The sequence below is a fragment of the Acinetobacter pullicarnis genome, assembly GCF_006352475.1.
Taxonomy (GTDB): domain Bacteria; phylum Pseudomonadota; class Gammaproteobacteria; order Pseudomonadales; family Moraxellaceae; genus Acinetobacter; species Acinetobacter pullicarnis.
In genome coordinates this window covers 410,509-425,902 of sequence record NZ_VCMZ01000001.1, presented here as the reverse complement: position 1 = coordinate 425,902, position 15,394 = coordinate 410,509, and the positions used below count along the sequence as shown (strand labels likewise).

14 protein-coding genes and 1 tRNA gene are annotated in these 15,394 nt (G+C 42.3%); 8 read left to right on the top strand and 7 right to left on the bottom strand.

The window, feature by feature from the left end; all coding sequences use genetic code 11:
• Positions 1–19 precede the first annotated feature (19 nt).
• Positions 20–95, top strand: a tRNA-Glu gene (locus FD716_RS01840).
• A gap of 115 nt (positions 96–210) precedes the next feature.
• On the top strand, positions 211–555 hold the full coding sequence (locus FD716_RS01835) for a zinc-ribbon domain-containing protein (protein WP_139850670.1): 345 nt from the start codon (positions 211–213) through the stop codon (positions 553–555).
• A gap of 136 nt (positions 556–691) precedes the next feature.
• Here FD716_RS01835 and FD716_RS01830 read toward each other — a convergent pair whose 3' ends face one another.
• The 5 genes from FD716_RS01830 to FD716_RS01810 all read right to left on the bottom strand — a co-directional run bounded on the left by FD716_RS01830 (position 692) and on the right by FD716_RS01810 (position 7,964).
• The gene (locus tag FD716_RS01830) at positions 692–1,606 is read right to left on the bottom strand and encodes a cation diffusion facilitator family transporter (protein ID WP_139850669.1); all 915 of its coding nucleotides are present in this window, start codon (positions 1,604–1,606) and stop codon (positions 692–694) included.
• A 108-nt stretch (positions 1,607–1,714) separates the two neighbouring features.
• Positions 1,715–4,876 (bottom strand): efflux RND transporter permease subunit, encoded by a 3,162-nt coding sequence (locus FD716_RS01825; RefSeq protein ID WP_407641911.1) that lies wholly within the window; start codon positions 4,874–4,876, stop codon positions 1,715–1,717.
• A gap of 34 nt (positions 4,877–4,910) precedes the next feature.
• On the bottom strand, positions 4,911–6,128 hold the full coding sequence (locus FD716_RS01820; protein WP_407641860.1) for an efflux RND transporter periplasmic adaptor subunit: 1,218 nt from the start codon (positions 6,126–6,128) through the stop codon (positions 4,911–4,913).
• Positions 6,129–6,138: 10 nt separating this feature from the next.
• Positions 6,139–7,533: a TolC family protein gene (locus FD716_RS01815; RefSeq protein WP_139850666.1), complete on the bottom strand. Its 1,395-nt coding sequence runs from the start codon at positions 7,531–7,533 to the stop codon at positions 6,139–6,141.
• Between the two features lie 47 nt (positions 7,534–7,580).
• Complete coding sequence (locus FD716_RS01810) at positions 7,581–7,964, bottom strand: cation efflux protein, CzcI-like (RefSeq protein ID WP_139850665.1); 384 nt, start codon at positions 7,962–7,964, stop codon at positions 7,581–7,583.
• Positions 7,965–8,249: 285 nt separating this feature from the next.
• On the opposite strand from FD716_RS01810, the gene FD716_RS01805 reads away from it, so the two are divergent.
• Positions 8,250–8,603: an SEL1-like repeat protein gene (locus FD716_RS01805; protein WP_139850664.1), complete on the top strand. Its 354-nt coding sequence runs from the start codon at positions 8,250–8,252 to the stop codon at positions 8,601–8,603.
• A gap of 111 nt (positions 8,604–8,714) precedes the next feature.
• On the opposite strand, the gene ispH is transcribed toward FD716_RS01805, so the two are convergent.
• A complete protein-coding gene (gene ispH, locus FD716_RS01800) occupies positions 8,715–9,671 on the bottom strand; it encodes a 4-hydroxy-3-methylbut-2-enyl diphosphate reductase (protein WP_139850663.1) in 957 nt (318 codons plus the stop codon).
• A gap of 131 nt (positions 9,672–9,802) precedes the next feature.
• Between ispH and gmk the strand changes: the two genes are divergently transcribed.
• From gmk to FD716_RS01780, 4 genes are all read left to right on the top strand, one after another.
• On the top strand, positions 9,803–10,423 hold the full coding sequence (gene gmk, locus FD716_RS01795; protein ID WP_139850662.1) for a guanylate kinase: 621 nt from the start codon (positions 9,803–9,805) through the stop codon (positions 10,421–10,423).
• Between the two features lie 77 nt (positions 10,424–10,500).
• The gene (gene rpoZ, locus FD716_RS01790) at positions 10,501–10,782 is read left to right on the top strand and encodes a DNA-directed RNA polymerase subunit omega (RefSeq protein ID WP_139850661.1); all 282 of its coding nucleotides are present in this window, start codon (positions 10,501–10,503) and stop codon (positions 10,780–10,782) included.
• Positions 10,783–10,973: 191 nt separating this feature from the next.
• Positions 10,974–13,079: a RelA/SpoT family protein gene (locus FD716_RS01785; protein WP_139850660.1), complete on the top strand. Its 2,106-nt coding sequence runs from the start codon at positions 10,974–10,976 to the stop codon at positions 13,077–13,079.
• 77 nt (positions 13,080–13,156) lie between these two features.
• Positions 13,157–13,540, top strand: a complete 384-nt coding sequence (locus tag FD716_RS01780; RefSeq protein WP_139850659.1) for a RidA family protein — start codon at positions 13,157–13,159, stop codon at positions 13,538–13,540.
• A gap of 112 nt (positions 13,541–13,652) precedes the next feature.
• Here FD716_RS01780 and FD716_RS01775 read toward each other — a convergent pair whose 3' ends face one another.
• Entirely contained in the window at positions 13,653–14,561 is a 909-nt protein-coding gene (locus FD716_RS01775) for a LysR family transcriptional regulator (RefSeq protein ID WP_139850658.1), read from the bottom strand.
• A 199-nt stretch (positions 14,562–14,760) separates the two neighbouring features.
• Here FD716_RS01775 and FD716_RS01770 point away from each other — a divergent pair, with 199 nt between their 5' ends.
• Positions 14,761–15,309: a 2,4'-dihydroxyacetophenone dioxygenase family protein gene (locus FD716_RS01770; protein ID WP_139850657.1), complete on the top strand. Its 549-nt coding sequence runs from the start codon at positions 14,761–14,763 to the stop codon at positions 15,307–15,309.
• Positions 15,310–15,394: the final 85 nt, after the last annotated feature.

Here is a 15,394-nt window from a genome sequence, read left to right as displayed (position 1 = left end):
GTTGCTAATGCCTCGATCCGTCCCTATCGTCTAGAGGCCTAGGACATCGCCCTTTCACGGCGGTAACCGGGGTTCGAATCCCCGTAGGGACGCCAAATTACAGAAAGCCACTGATCGCATTAAAGTCAGTGGCTTTTTTTATTGATTATAATTTTTGATTTAAATAATAATTGGCTAAAATTATATTGAAATTAAAGATCTGGAGTTCAAATGCAATATCGTTGCCCAAAATGTCAAAGTCCAAAAATCATGCCGCTTGCCAATGCCAACAGTGACACAACAGCGCGCCCTGTGGTTCCTAAAAGTCTTGTCGTTTTAATTCCAGCTATCTTTATTTTACTCTTTCTAGCACTGACCAGTATTACCATGTGGATCTTTGGTAATGGTACTGGCCCTAAACTACAGATCGCTACCGTAGTCGTCTTTGGTATTTCAGTCATTGCCGGTCTTTTCTTCTGGCGTGATTTACCCAATTTTAAAATTTCTATGCAGGCATTTATGTCTTCGAATAAAGAGTGGAAATGTAGAGAATGCCATAATGAGTGGCATGTCTAAGGACAAATAAAACTCAATATTCAGACCCAATACTTAAGCCAATCATTCAAAAATGCTGCCTCCCAATGAGGCAGTATTTTTTTGGCTGTCACTTTGCTGTTGATTGCAGCATATTGCTCGAATCTACTGTTTTTGCTTATATTTTTTGTGCTTGATGTCGTTGCTCATATTCTTCAATACAATCACGATCTTCGATTTGCAGCGTCATTTCTGTAATCGCATATTGATGTGACAACATATCAAATGCCGCCCGATGTAAATCAGTGCGGTCTACCTGTGGCGCATACAAATGTACGGTCAAATGAATATTCTTAGAACTAATGGCCCAGATTTTTAATTGGTGAATACTTTCCACTCCGGTTAACGCTAAAATATCGAGGCGGAGCTTTTCGATATCAATTTCATCTGGCACACCTTCCAATAAAATATTGATACTTTGTTTTAATAAAATCCAAGTTCGTGGCAACACCCAAAAACCGATTAACACCGCAATCACCGTATCGACCCAATACCACTGGGTAAAGTAAATGGTAATCGCACCAATAATAACGCCCACTGAGCCCAAAGCATCACTCAGCACCTCTAAATAGGCACCCTTAATATTTAAACTTTCTTTTGAATTTGAATACAGCATTTTCATTGAGATTAAATTAATCATCAGCCCCAATGTTGCCACGACTAACATGCCGATACTTTGAATCTCAGGTGGATTGTTAATCCGTTGATAAGCTTCATATAAAATATACATCGCCACCATAAACAGCATGGATGCATTAAATAAAGCCGCCAAAATCTCAAAACGTTGATAACCAAAGGTACGCTTATTGTCTGCTGGGCGTTGTGCCACCTTAATCGCAACCAATGCGATTGCTAGCGCAGCAGCATCGGTAAACATATGCGCTGCATCCGACAGGAGCGCCAAACTTTGCGTCATGATGCCCGCAACAACTTCGACCACTAAAAAGCTTGCAGTCATGATTAAAGCGAAGGTTAGTTTTTTAATATTGGTTTTGGTGACTACAGCATGGCTATGCTCATGTTGTCCACTCATCAGTCATCTCCTCATCCTGCATGGCTTGGTCTTATTAATAAAATCGCCATACACTTTTTTTAAAGTAATCAGCGCATAACAGATCGCAATCCGTTATGCGCAGCACCCTTATAGTGGTGCTATTTTTGATTTTGATGGTGCCTTGATTTTCGGTTTTTTCGGTTCATTCATCCAACGATAAATCACTGGCAGCAACACCAAAGTTAGCAATGTTGATGAAATAATCCCACCAATCACCACTGTTGCCAATGGACGTTGCACTTCTGCACCTGTGCCCGTGGCCAAAGCCATCGGAATAAAGCCAAGTGAAGCAACACAAGCCGTCATCAATACCGGTCTAAGTCGCAGAATTGCCCCCAACCAAATTGCGGATTGGATTTCCATGGTCTCTCGGAGCTCTTTAATAAAGGTCAGCATCACCAGACCATTCAACACCGCAACCCCAGAGAGCGCAATAAAACCAACCCCCGCAGACATCGACAATGGAATATCTCGTAGCCACAAGGCAACCAATCCACCACATAGCGCAAAAGGCACACCACTAAAGACCAATAAACTCTCTTTAAAGTTATGGAATACCGCCATCAACAGAATAAAAATCGTAATCAACGCCAATGGCACGACCAACTGCATACGTGCCGTCGCAGAAGCCATATTTTCAAATTGGCCACCGTATTCAATCCAATAACCTGCTGGTAACTCCTGTTTTGCAAGCTTATTTTGAATTTCAGAAACAAAAGACCCCAAGTCGCGCCCATTAACATTGGCCGTAACCACAACACGGCGCTTACCATTTTCGCGACTCACCTGATTAAGCCCCAAGATATTCTCAACCTTGGCGACATCTTGTAGTTGAATCAAACCACCATTTGGCAATTGAATCGGCAAAACTGCCAATTGTTGCGGGGTGCGCTGTACATCATCAAGACGGATCACAAAATCAAAACGACGATCACCCTGTAAAATTTGCCCTACATTTTGACCACCAACACTGGCAGAAACCAAGTCTTGAATTGCACGGACCGAAAGACCATATTGCGCAGCCAAGGCATGATCCACATCAACATTCAGCAGAGGTAAACCACTGGTTTGCTCGACATTGACTGCAGTAGCGCCTGTAACCTCCTGTATTTGTTTAGCAATACGCTGTGCTTCACGGTTCAGCACATCCATATCATCCCCAAATACTTTCACACCAAGGTCACTCCGCACCCCTGAAATCAGCTCATTAAATCGCAGCTCAATCGGTTGTGAAAACTCACTATTATTGCCCGGCAAGGTCTCCAAGAACGCCTCCATACGAGTACGAAGATCTTCAAGTTTTTCAGATGGATTTGGCCACTCTTTCTGTGGTTTTAACAATACAAAACCATCCGAAATATTGGGTGGCATCACATCTGTCGCAACTTCTGCAGTTCCGGTACGCGCAAAGATTGATTTAATCTCTGGAAATTTTTGCAATAAAATCTTTTCGGTATTTTCCTGCATCCGCAATGACTGTTCTAAACCGGTACTTGGTGAACGCATTTGCTGTACTGCAAAATCACCTTCACTCAATTGCGGTGCAAACTCACTGCCCATCTGCGTGGTTAAAATACCAGTTAAAAACAAAATACTGAGCGCAAGCGTCAACACCAAATATTTAAACTGATATGCCCAATCGAGCAGATTTTCATAGCGACGCTTCAACCACAACATCCATTTACTTTCTTTCTCTTTCACTTCACCTGTCACAAACATGGCAACAGCGGCGGGGACAAACGTAATCGATAAGATCATGGCACCGACCAAGGCAAAAACCACGGTTGCCGCCATTGGATGGAATAATTTCGCCTCCACACCAGACAAAGCGAAAATTGGCAAGTACACCACCAAAATGATTAATTGCCCAAAAATAAGCGGACGTCTGGCCTGTTTTGCCGCCAAAAATACTTCCTTAAAGCGTTCTTGTTTGGTGAGCTTGCGCCCAACTTGATGCTGGTATTCAGCTAACCGTCGAATACAGTTTTCAACAATCACCACCGCACCATCCACAATAATCCCGAAATCCAATGCGCCTAGGCTCATCAGATTGGCACTAATTCGTTGTTGTGCCATGCCACTCAGCGTAAATAACATCGACAATGGAATCACACAGGCGGTAATCAGTGCTGCGCGGAAATTTCCTAAAAATAAAAACAAAATCACAATAACGAGGATGGCACCCTCAACCAAATTCTTTTGTACAGTCGCAATCGCACGTTCAACCAGATCGGTACGGTCGTACACCGTTTCAATCACCACCCCTTTGGGTAAGGTCTTTTGAATCTCCTGAATTTTTGTATCAACACCGCGGGCAACAGTACGACTATTTTCACCCATCATCATCATGACAATGCCGAGTACCGTTTCCTCACCATTATAAGTGGCAGCGCCAGTACGTAAGTCATGCCCAATCGATACCGTTGCAACATCGGCAACCCGAACGGGGAAACCACTTTTGGTTGTAATCGAAACATTTTCTATATCTTTAACATTATTCAAGGTTCCCGGCACACGCACCGTGAGCTGCTGACCATTGTCTTCCATAAAACCTGCACCGCGGTTTTCATTGTTCAACTCAAGTGCCGTTTGCAAATCACTCAATGGTATTTGCAATTGCTGTAAACGCTTTAGATCTGGAGATACCACATAAGTTTTATTGTATCCACCGATACTATTAACCTCTGCAACCCCATCGACTCGTTGTAATTGTGGACGAATCACCCAGTCCTGAATTTCACGTAAATCCATTGCTGTATATGGCTGTCCATCTGGCTTTCTCGCCTTCGGATCAGCCTTCACCACCCATTGGTAAATCTCCCCCAATCCTGTCGACACCGGTGACATGGTGGGAGCAATATTCTCAGGCAATGCTTCTTGGGCTTCTTGCAAGCGCTGATTAATCTGCTGCCTTGCCCAATAAATATCGGTCCCCTCATTAAATATAATCGTGACTTGCGACAAACCATAACGAGAAATAGAGCGTGTTTGCTGCAACTTTGGCATGCCTGCCATGGCTGTTTCAATCGGATAAGTAATTCGTTGCTCAACCTCTAATGCCGTAAACCCATTGGCCTGAGTATTCACCTGTACTTGAACATTGGTAATATCTGGTACGGCATCAATCGGCAGTTTTTGATAACTCCAAATCCCGATGGCAATCCACGCCACCACAAATAGCATCACCCAAATCGCATTCTTAATCGAAAACTGAATAATTCGATCAAATAAACCTGCTGGAGGCGGCATTTCTGCAGTGGAATCTAATTTATCTTGATCCTGATCAATGCCCATGCGCTGCCTCTCCTTTTTCTAATTCAGATTTCAAAAGGAAACTGCCCGGCCCAACATAACGCTGCCCAGCCTTCAAACCACTTTTCACTTCAACCCACAAACCATCACTAGAACGACGACCAATCTCAATCGGTGTTGGGGTAAATTCAACATTTTTGCCATGCATTGTTGCGACAAAAACCACATCTTTTCCTTCGACTTGTTGCACAGCATCCTTAGATACACGTAAGGCCTGGCTTTGCTGTGCTTGACGTAATTCAATACTGACCATCAAGTTTGGACGCAATTCTGGTGCTTCTGACAAAACTTTGGCACGAACTTGCAAACGACCGGTTTGTGCATCTGCTTCTGCACTCAAGGTTTGTACTTGCGCTTTAAAGGCGTTTCCAGTTTGCAGCGATTTGAAATCTAAAATTTGATTTGGTGCAATTTGAGTTAGGTCATTGCTTGGAATAATAAACTCAAGCCACAATTTATCGAGCTGATCGATAATAAAAAGCTGACTGGCCAACTGCACATTTTCACCAACCACCACATCTTTTTGACTCACTACCCCAGAAATTGGTGCAGTCAGGACATAGCGACCATTCGAACCCAGATTGACTCCAAAAGCAGATAAACGTGCACGTGCAGCCTGAACCTGAATTTGTGCTTGTTGATAAGCATTCGAAGCACGTTGATAATCTTGTTTGGCAGATACGCCTTGCGACCACAGTTGTTTTTCACGCTCATAATCTTGTCTGGCAAGTTCTAACGTTGATTGTGCTATTTTCAAATTTGATTGCTGATCAACTACATCAGGTACCAATAAACTGGCCAAGACCTGACCTTTTTTCACATATTGACCAAGATCAACATTCACCGACTCAACCCGACCGCTAAAGTTAGGTGAAACATGGGCTTGACGATCGGTATTCACCACCAGCTTGGCAGGAAAGCTATTGCTTGAGACCACATCTCCTAGCGCGACTGTGGCCAGTTTAATCCCCTGCTCGGTCATTTGCTCAGGCGTAAGCTCCACTCCCTCCTCAGACTCTTCCGTTGCTGCCTGCCCTTCTACTTTTGCCGTACCTTCTGATTCTGCCTCAGCTTTTCCTGCATTCTTATTTTTACCAGACCAAAGCAAAGCGATACTGAGCAAGGCAATAACCACCAAAACAATCACAATTAAAATCGGCTGCGTTACTTTGCCAAGCTGTCGTTTCATTATTTTCATCTTAGTTCATCCCACCAATAACAGGCATTGCCTGCGTTTGTTGCCAAAGTGCCTGATTAATTTGTGATAATGCATCCTTCGCCATAACTTGGCTTGGCTCGATACCAAGGCTTAAGCTTTCTGCTTCAATGGCACGTTGCCATGCATCTTTGAGCAGCTGCACTTTACGCATACGAATATCCTGCAATTGCATTGTGGCTTGCTGTACATCAGCGACTGCAAACTTACCTGCAGCAAAGCCTTGTAAGGTTTTTTTCTGCACATTGATTGCCAATGGAATCTGCGATTGCTCTACTTGCTTAAACTGAAAGTCCAAGCCCTGCAAATCAGTTAGTAAAGTACCGATTTCTAACGTATTTTGTTGCAAGTAGAATTGTTGCTGACGATCCAGTAAGGCTTGCTTTGCTTCCGCTATTTTTATGCCATATTGATTACGATTAAAAATATTTAGCGGAATCGAAACGCCCAATGCGATTTGATTTTCAGTTGCAGTTTCTGGGGAGCGCGTATTATTTACCCCCAAGTTCACGGTTGGATTTGGACGTGCTTGCGCCTTCAAATAATCTACATTTGCCTTAGCTTCAAGTACCTGCAGCTGACGCGATTTCTCAACTAAATTTTCAGTTAAATATTGCTGGACCTGCTTCGATGTCGCACTCGGCCAAAGCGCTTGAGTCGTTAAGCCAATTTTAATCTTTTTATCCGCCTCTCCCCACAAGTTACTTAATTGCTGCGTCGCAACCTGTAACTGCAAATCAGCCTGATGGTACAAGCGTACATTTTCCTCATAAGACATCCGTACACGATCAACGTCTACCTGTGCAATGCTGCCTGCCTTATAACGTTTCTCTAATGCTTCTAAGTTTTCTTTACTGACTTGTAATTGCTCAACAACCACATCTCGTTCCAACTCAAAAATCGCCAACTGCGACCAGAGATATTTCACCACCAAGTCCATTTGCGCTGTATAAATCCGCTGACTTAACTGGCTCTGGGATTGACTTAGTTGAGCCAAAGCATAATTGGCTTTGCGCTGACCAAACAGGTCGAGTGGTTGCGATATACCGACTGAAAGCTCTTTATCTTGATTCGATTTAAACCCCGTTTGCTCAACCGTTAAACTAGGATTTGACCAAAGTCTAGACTGTTTCAAATTGGCTTCCGCAATATCCTGTTGTGTCTGCCAAACACCTTGCTTCTTTTGATAATTCTTAACATTCTCAATCGCTTGTACCAATGTTAAGTTTTGCTTTGCATTTTCCGCCCAGGTTGATGGACTGGCAATGACGATGATTACCCCAAAAACTAAACCGCATGCTGTAGCAATCGCTCGAATAGAAAACGTTGATGATATGGATATAGGTTGTACCAAAGTATCTGGTATTTTTTTTGACATTATTATGTCCTCGCTAAATTAAATAGAGTAGCGGGCTTATTTTTAGGCTATCCCGCAAATAGCGGTATCAATTCAGGTGGTGGATTAAGCAAACCTAAGTGTGGTGACTGATAAAAACAGTCCCAATCAAATAATTTATTTTGAATATAATGATTAAAAAAAGTTTGCTCAGTTTCCTTATAATCGTCTACCATAATGAAATGGGAAAATGAAGGTAGATGATCATGATGATCCTCTAAGAAACTCAGCAAACGATCTGCCACCACAGGCTTATCCGCGAATACTTTTGTTTTTTGTTGCTGGGTATCTGATGCCAAATCACAACTCTGGCTCTGATGATGACCAAAGTGTGTTGCATGCTGACTTGTAACACTAATAACACTTTCATGCGCACAAAATGCTGCCGCCACATTCCAAATACCTTGAAACATGAATAACAACATTAAAACCATCATAAAAATGCTTGCACGCTTCACATACAGAGCCCAATTTAAATTTAACTCAATATAACAACTTAGCTTTACGTAATAAAATTACATCTCAGAGAAAGTTACTTAAAAGCCACTCAATTAACATTTGCTTAATTATTGTTCTAAGCAAATACACACAAGTTTATTGACAACTTACAAATTAAAGCTTCACAACCCAATTCTTTATACTTACATTAAAAGAGAGCTCATTTCTTTTATTGTTTGTGGATAAACTTGGAGGTTTCTATGTTGATTCGTATATTTGAATACATTAGGAAATACACTAAATTGGGGCATCAGACCCTCACACATTCGACACCAACTGAAAGCAATGCTAGCAGCGCTAAATCCCACTCAACCACAGCATGTGGGCAGGATGAGTCAGCGCGACGCAATGCAATGTGGCACTCTTTACGCTCAGCCCTAAGAGGCGATAAAGAAGCACAATATCAAATGGGTATTAGTTATTTATATGGTCAATTGGGACTAGATCGTAGTTATTTTCATGCAGAGCGCTGGTTAAATGAAGCAGCTCACCAAGGCCATCCATCTGCAAAACGTGCATTACAAGATGCTTATCAAGACCTCGCATTTTCATAGATTTTTAAAATACTATTTTATGAAAAATTAAAAAATAACCCGAGTCATTTCACTCGGGTTATTTGCTTGTATTGTGATTCGGTGCGTTCACATGACTGCTTCGCTCAACGTTTAACTATCCGCTTGCACCACTTGAATCCGCAACTCTTTGGGTAAACTAAAAGTAATACTTTCTTCGCGTCCACTCAGCTCCTGAGGTTGAGTCGCCCCCCAACTCTCTAAACGCTGAATCACTTGTCGAATCAATATTTCTGGTGCTGAAGCTCCTGCTGTCACACCGACCTGCGCCCCGGCCTCAAACCAGTCTTTTTGTAGTTCATCCGCATTATCAATTAAGTACGCATGTTTACCCATACGCTCTGCAAGTTCTCGCAAGCGATTTGAATTGGATGAGTTGGGTGAACCCACCACCAACACAACATCACAACGCCCAGCCAAATCACGCACGGCATCTTGACGATTTTGTGTGGCATAGCAAATATCATCTTTGCGCGGCCCTTGAATATTCGGGAATTTACTTCTAAGCGCGTCAATCACTTTAGCCGTATCATCAATTGACAACGTCGTTTGCGTAACAAAAGCCACCCGACTTGGATCCAAAACCTCAAGTTGGCTTACATCTTGTTCATCTTCAACCAAATAGATATTGCCACCATTTTTTTTATCGTATTGTCCCATGGTGCCTTCCACCTCAGGATGACCTTCATGGCCGATTAAAATCGCTTCAATTCCTTCACGGGCATATTTGGTCACTTCAATATGTACTTTGGTAACCAATGGGCAAGTTGCATCAAAAACTTTTAAACCACGGCGTTCAGCCTCTTGTTGAACAGCCTTAGAGACCCCGTGTGCACTAAAAATTACAATGTTATTGTCAGGAACTTCGTCCAGTTCATCCACAAAGATCGCACCACGCTGGCGCAAGTCATCAACCACAAACTTGTTGTGTACCACTTCATGTCGAACATAAATCGGAGGATTAAAACACTCTAGCGCACGATTGACGATTGCAATTGCACGGTCTACGCCTGCACAAAATCCACGTGGATTGGCCAATACAATTTCCATAGCACCTCAATGCGCACCCGAAATGAGTGTTTTATTAAATTAAATGATGATCAAACTAAGCTTAGCTATTTAGTTTAATGCACATCTGCTCTAAAATAGAGAAGATATTTTATCATATCAGGAAAAATATCATGTCGGGTCTCTTGTTTGTCGTTTCTGCCGCTTCAGGAACAGGCAAAACATCTTTGGTCAAAGCCCTGCTTGAGCGTGTTAGCAATTTACACGTTTCTGTTTCACACACGACCCGTCAGCAACGCCCTGGTGAACTCGATGGTGTCCACTATCACTTTAGTCCCAAAGAAGACTTCCTTACTCAAGTTTCACAAGGTGAGTTCATTGAATATGCAGAAGTATTTGGGAATTACTATGGCACATCACACGCAACGGTTCGTGATCAGCTGATCAAAGGCCATGATGTCTTGCTTGAAATTGACTGGCAGGGTGCTGAACAAGTCCGCAAACTTTTTCCTGAGTCAAAGCAAATTTTCATTTTGCCACCGTCACAGTTTGATTTACGCCAACGCCTTTCTAATCGTGGCACAGATGCAGTTGATGTGATTGAACATCGCCTCAGTTGTGCGGTTGAGGATATGCAGCAATACACCAACTTTGATTACATTATCATCAATGATGATTTCAATAAGGCGTTGCATGATCTTGAGTCAGTAATCAACTCTAATCGTCTGATAATGGAACAACAAGCAAGACGACACCAAGATCTCATCCAAAAATTAATCACGCCGCAAACATGATTCAACTTGAGTCTGCCGTAAAAGCCACCTATACTTATTCGCTTATTTAAAAATTATGTACTCACACGAGAATTGTTATGGCACGCGTAACCGTTGAAGATTGTTTGGATCATGTAGACAACCGCTTTGAGCTTGTACTAGTGGCAAGCAAACGTGCGCGTCAATTGGCACGCCAAGGCATTGAGCCTACTGTTGAATGGGACAACGACAAACCAACTGTTGTTTCACTTCGTGAAATTGCAGCAGGACACGTCACTAAAGATATTTTGAAACAACGAGATCAAGATTATCAAACATCTAGCTTAGATTTAGCACTTTCTGCTAATAATTTAAACCTAGAAGGTTTCTCTTTTCAATAACTTGTAATATGCTCTTAAAGGCCTAGTTCATCACTAGGCCTTTTTTGTTGATCCTGATGTTAGATGATTAAACAAAAGGCTTTTTTATTTAAAAAAACACCCCTTTTTGTAATGAAAGAATTGACAAGTGTCTCAATATGCATTTCATTAAAGGATTGGGAAGTTTATTACTAAAGGTCAGTAGGTGCTCTATGCCAGGTGAAGAGGTCAGTCAAGCCAAGCAGCAACTTAATCTTATGATTAGTGCTTATCTCAATTCAATTGAAGTTGAGCGAGTCCTTGCTGCTTGTGATTATGCCGATATCGCGCATTCTGGCGTTGCGCGCAAAAGTGGTGAGCCCTACATTCTTCACCCAATTGCGGTGAGCTGTATTTTGGCTCACATGCGACTTGATGCTGAAACCCTAATGGCGGCGTTGTTACACGACGTTATTGAAGACACTGACTTCACCAAAGAAGACATTACTGAAAAATTTAGCCGTACTGTTGCTGAGCTGGTTGATGGCGTCACTAAACTTAGCCATTCAAGTGATAAAGAATATAATAAAGCCGCATCCTTTCGAAAAATTTTACAAGCAACCCTGCAAGACCCGCGTGTCATCATTATCAAACTAGCCGATCGCTATCACAATATGACCACCTTGGAATCCTTACGCCCCGATAAGCGCGCGCGCATTGCCCAAGAAACCTTTGATATTTTCGTCCCCATGGCCCGCCTCGTCGGCATGAACGAGATGGGAGACAACTTAGAGCATCTGTGTTATCAAAATCTCGATCTCGGCATGTTCAACAATGTACAAGAAGCCCTAGCCCAAACCAAACCTGAACGCTGTAAGTACCAAACGATTTGGGAACAGAATCTTAGTGACTTGCTCGAAAAAAATCATATTCAAGGTCGTATTAAAAAGAAAAATAATAATATTGAGCTACTTAGACATTTTGTTAAAAATGAAATCAATCTACAAGAACTCACACATAGCCACGCTTTTGAAATTATCTTACACAGCATTGCAGATTGTGACCGTCTAGTTGAATCCTTACGTGAGAACTTCCAAGTTCTGCATTATGACGACCATATTCGTAGACCCTTACCGGGCGGCAACCAATCGTTAATGCTACGATTAAAGGGTGAAAAGACCTCGTTATCACTCACTATTCAAACCGAGCTGATGCGTAAAGCAGCGCGTTTTGGCGTCGTATTGGGTGAAAATGCGCCCCAAGCCTGTCGTTCTGCGATTCAAGCCTCAATGCAGAACCTCAATGTTCTGATCGATGGCGCTTGTGCTAAAACCACATTCAGTGAATTACTTGATTATCTGCACCAAGAAAAAATTGGGGTCTATACGCCACACGGTCAGCTACATGAGCTTCCACAGGGCGCAACCGTCGTTGATTTCGCTTACTCTGCGAGCTTGTTTTTGGGTAATCATGCGGTTGGTGCAAAAATTAATGGTGAAATAAAACCCTTGTCCACCCCCCTAGTAAGCGGACAAGTTATTGAAATAATTACTGATGTTCTCGCTACACCCAATCCAGATTGGCTTAGCTTCATCAATACTCAAAAAGCACGGCGTGCTTTGCAAAATATCCTAAAAGATCAAGATGCTGAAGAGCAACGTTTGGTTGGACAACAGGCCCTCAATCGCGCTTTAAAATTGTTTAACTTATCCATCAATGATCTCTCTGATGATGACTGGAAAGACCTACTGCAGTGGCGTCACATCCAAGACAAAGAAACGTTATTCCAGCAAATCGCTGTCGGTGACTTGTTACCACAATTGGTTGCCAACCATCTATTCTCACAAGACAATGCCGATGATCAACTGGATTCAAATCGACTGATTCAAGGTACAGATGGTGTTGATGTCAAATATGCACATTGTTGCAATCCCGTATTGGATGATCCAATCCAAGGTCATTTATCACGCCGTGGCTTAATTGTGCATCGCACAAAATGCCACAACTTGATTCATGAGCAGCATTTGCATCCTGAAAATATCATGTTGCTGCAATGGACAGCAGAGGACGTCGAGGACGTCAGCTTTACGGCCTACCTCTCTATTGACCTCAGCATGACGGATGAGCAAATTTCAGATCTAATTTACCAATGTCGTAAAGCCAAAACAGGCGTAGAAATGGTTCAAACGCAAGATGGTAAAACCTACGTGAATATCGTGGTACATGATCGCAATCAAATTGCTCAGATCATACGAGAACTGCGTATGAGTTTTGGCTTCCCTCGCATTACTCGACTCGATATGCCAGCAGCACTTCCTTCTGTTTCACATGCTTGCTAAAGCAGCTGCATGAATAAAAGCTTCCTTGATTGAGTGCTTTACCTTATGATGAAATATAATTCATAAAGGAGAAGGCAATGTCCCGCCAAGTTATACATACTGAAAATGCACCAGCAGCAATTGGCACGTATTCTCAAGCAATTTTAGTCGGGAATACACTCTATCTCTCTGGTCAAATTGGTTTAGATCCGTATAGCATGGAATTGGTAGAAGGCATTGAAGCCCAAATCCGACGTGTCTTTGACAATGTAAAAGCAGTATGTGAAGCCTCAGGTGGTTCATTAGCAGATATTGTTAAACTCAATATCTTCCTGACTGACCTTTCCCATTTTCAATTGGTCAATCAAATTATGGGCGAGTACTTTGCTCAACCCTACCCTGCTCGTGCAGCGCTTGGTGTTGCCAGTCTTCCTAAAAATGCATTGGTTGAGATGGATGGTATCGTTGTCATTCAAGACTAAGTACTAAAGAAAGAAACAATAAATACGGTCTATTTGACCGTATTTCTGTATTTAAAGCATGATGTTCAGCCATATAATTACCGCCCTTACACTGGCTGCGCCAGCACAATAGCTAAGCGTCAATCCGCCAAGGACTCTGTTTTAGTTTATCTTGTAAAAAATCAATAAAAGCGCGAATACGTGGACTTTGCAATTTACGATATGCATAAATGACATACTGCGGCTCAGTAATATTCGACTTAAAATCCCTTAAAATAGGAACCAGTCTACCTTGACGAATATCATCACCAATATGATAGTCTGCCAAGCGAATAACACCCTCACCACGAAGTGCCAAATCCCTCAAAAAGTCTCCTTGAGAAAATGAAGCAATAGGCTTTACCGGCACAATAAAACTCTGATTATTCTCAACAAAATCCCAATTATTCCAACTACTCGAAAAATTAAAATGAAAACACCGATGATTAACCAGTTCTTGCGGATGTTGAGGAATACCCTGTTTTTTTAGATATGCTGGAGAGGCGCAGGTAATCCATTCACTCTCACCAATTTTTGCCGCAATACGTGAAGATGATGGCAACATCCCCCCATAAATCGCAATATCAACCCCACGATCAAAATCATCTTGATACACTGCATTCAGTTCAAAATCGATACTGATCAAAGGATACTGATTTAGAAACTCAGGCAGCCACGGTAAAATTTGATGCCGTGCAAATGTCGGCATGGTTCGAATTTTGAGTGCACCACTCAACTGTATCGGAAAGGCCTCAGCCAGTGAGTCAGCTTCATTCATAGCAGCAACGACATTTCTAGCGCTTTTTAAATAGGCAACCCCTTCCTCCGTCAAGGTTAGTTGCCGCGCACCACGTTGAATTAGACGTATACCCAATCTATTTTCCAAACGACCTATTAACTTACTCATTGCGGAGGGGGTTAAGTCGTGTGCACGTGCAGCTGCCGAAAAACTTCCATGCTCATGCGCCCATATAAACGCCATCATTTGTCGATAGCTATCCATATTTGCAGCTCCTTAAAACTTCGAATGATGTTGAGTTAAGCTCATCATAGCAAATCTGTGCTGAGGCGTGCCTTAACTAATATTCACAGATGCTTTGAATTACACGCAATCTACGGCTTTTTTTCTTTTGCTACTATCGATCTTATACAGGACTGATATCCAAAATGAGTCATGAAGATCCGTGTTCAAGGAGAATGCAATGAGTAAGCAGAGCAACCCAGAATTAGTCAATGGCAAAGAAGTGGTCCCATTTCAACTGCCCCAAGTACCTTATATGTCGCCTGATTTGGTCATTCCGGGCGTATTAGATCAATTTCTAGAAGATGATCACCTTTGGGTACCCACCTCAGATTCTGTGAGTTTTAAGCCTTTACTGCTCAACACCAGTGCCGGTTATTACGTGAATTTACTCCGAGTTCGTAAAAGTGGGGTGCTATCTTGTCATCGCCACACGGGAACAGTGCATGCTTTTGTACTTAAAGGCCGTTGGTATTATTTAGAGCATGATTGGGTTGCTGAAGAAAAATCATTTGCCTACGAGCCGCCAGGTGAAACTCACACCCTCTATGTTCCTGAAGATGTTACCGAAATGATCACACTCTTTATCGTGCACGGCGGTTATACCTATGTTGATGCTTATGGCAATGCCACCGGTTATGAAGATGTTTTCACTAAACTTGAAAGCACACGCGCGCATTATCAAAATATTGGCATTCCAATGTCCGAGCTAGAAAAAATCATTCGCTAAGTTAAAAGGCAAATTGAGCGATTTAATCGCTCAATTTGCCTTGCATCACGTAAAAAAAAGCCCATATCAAATGGGCTTTGCTTTA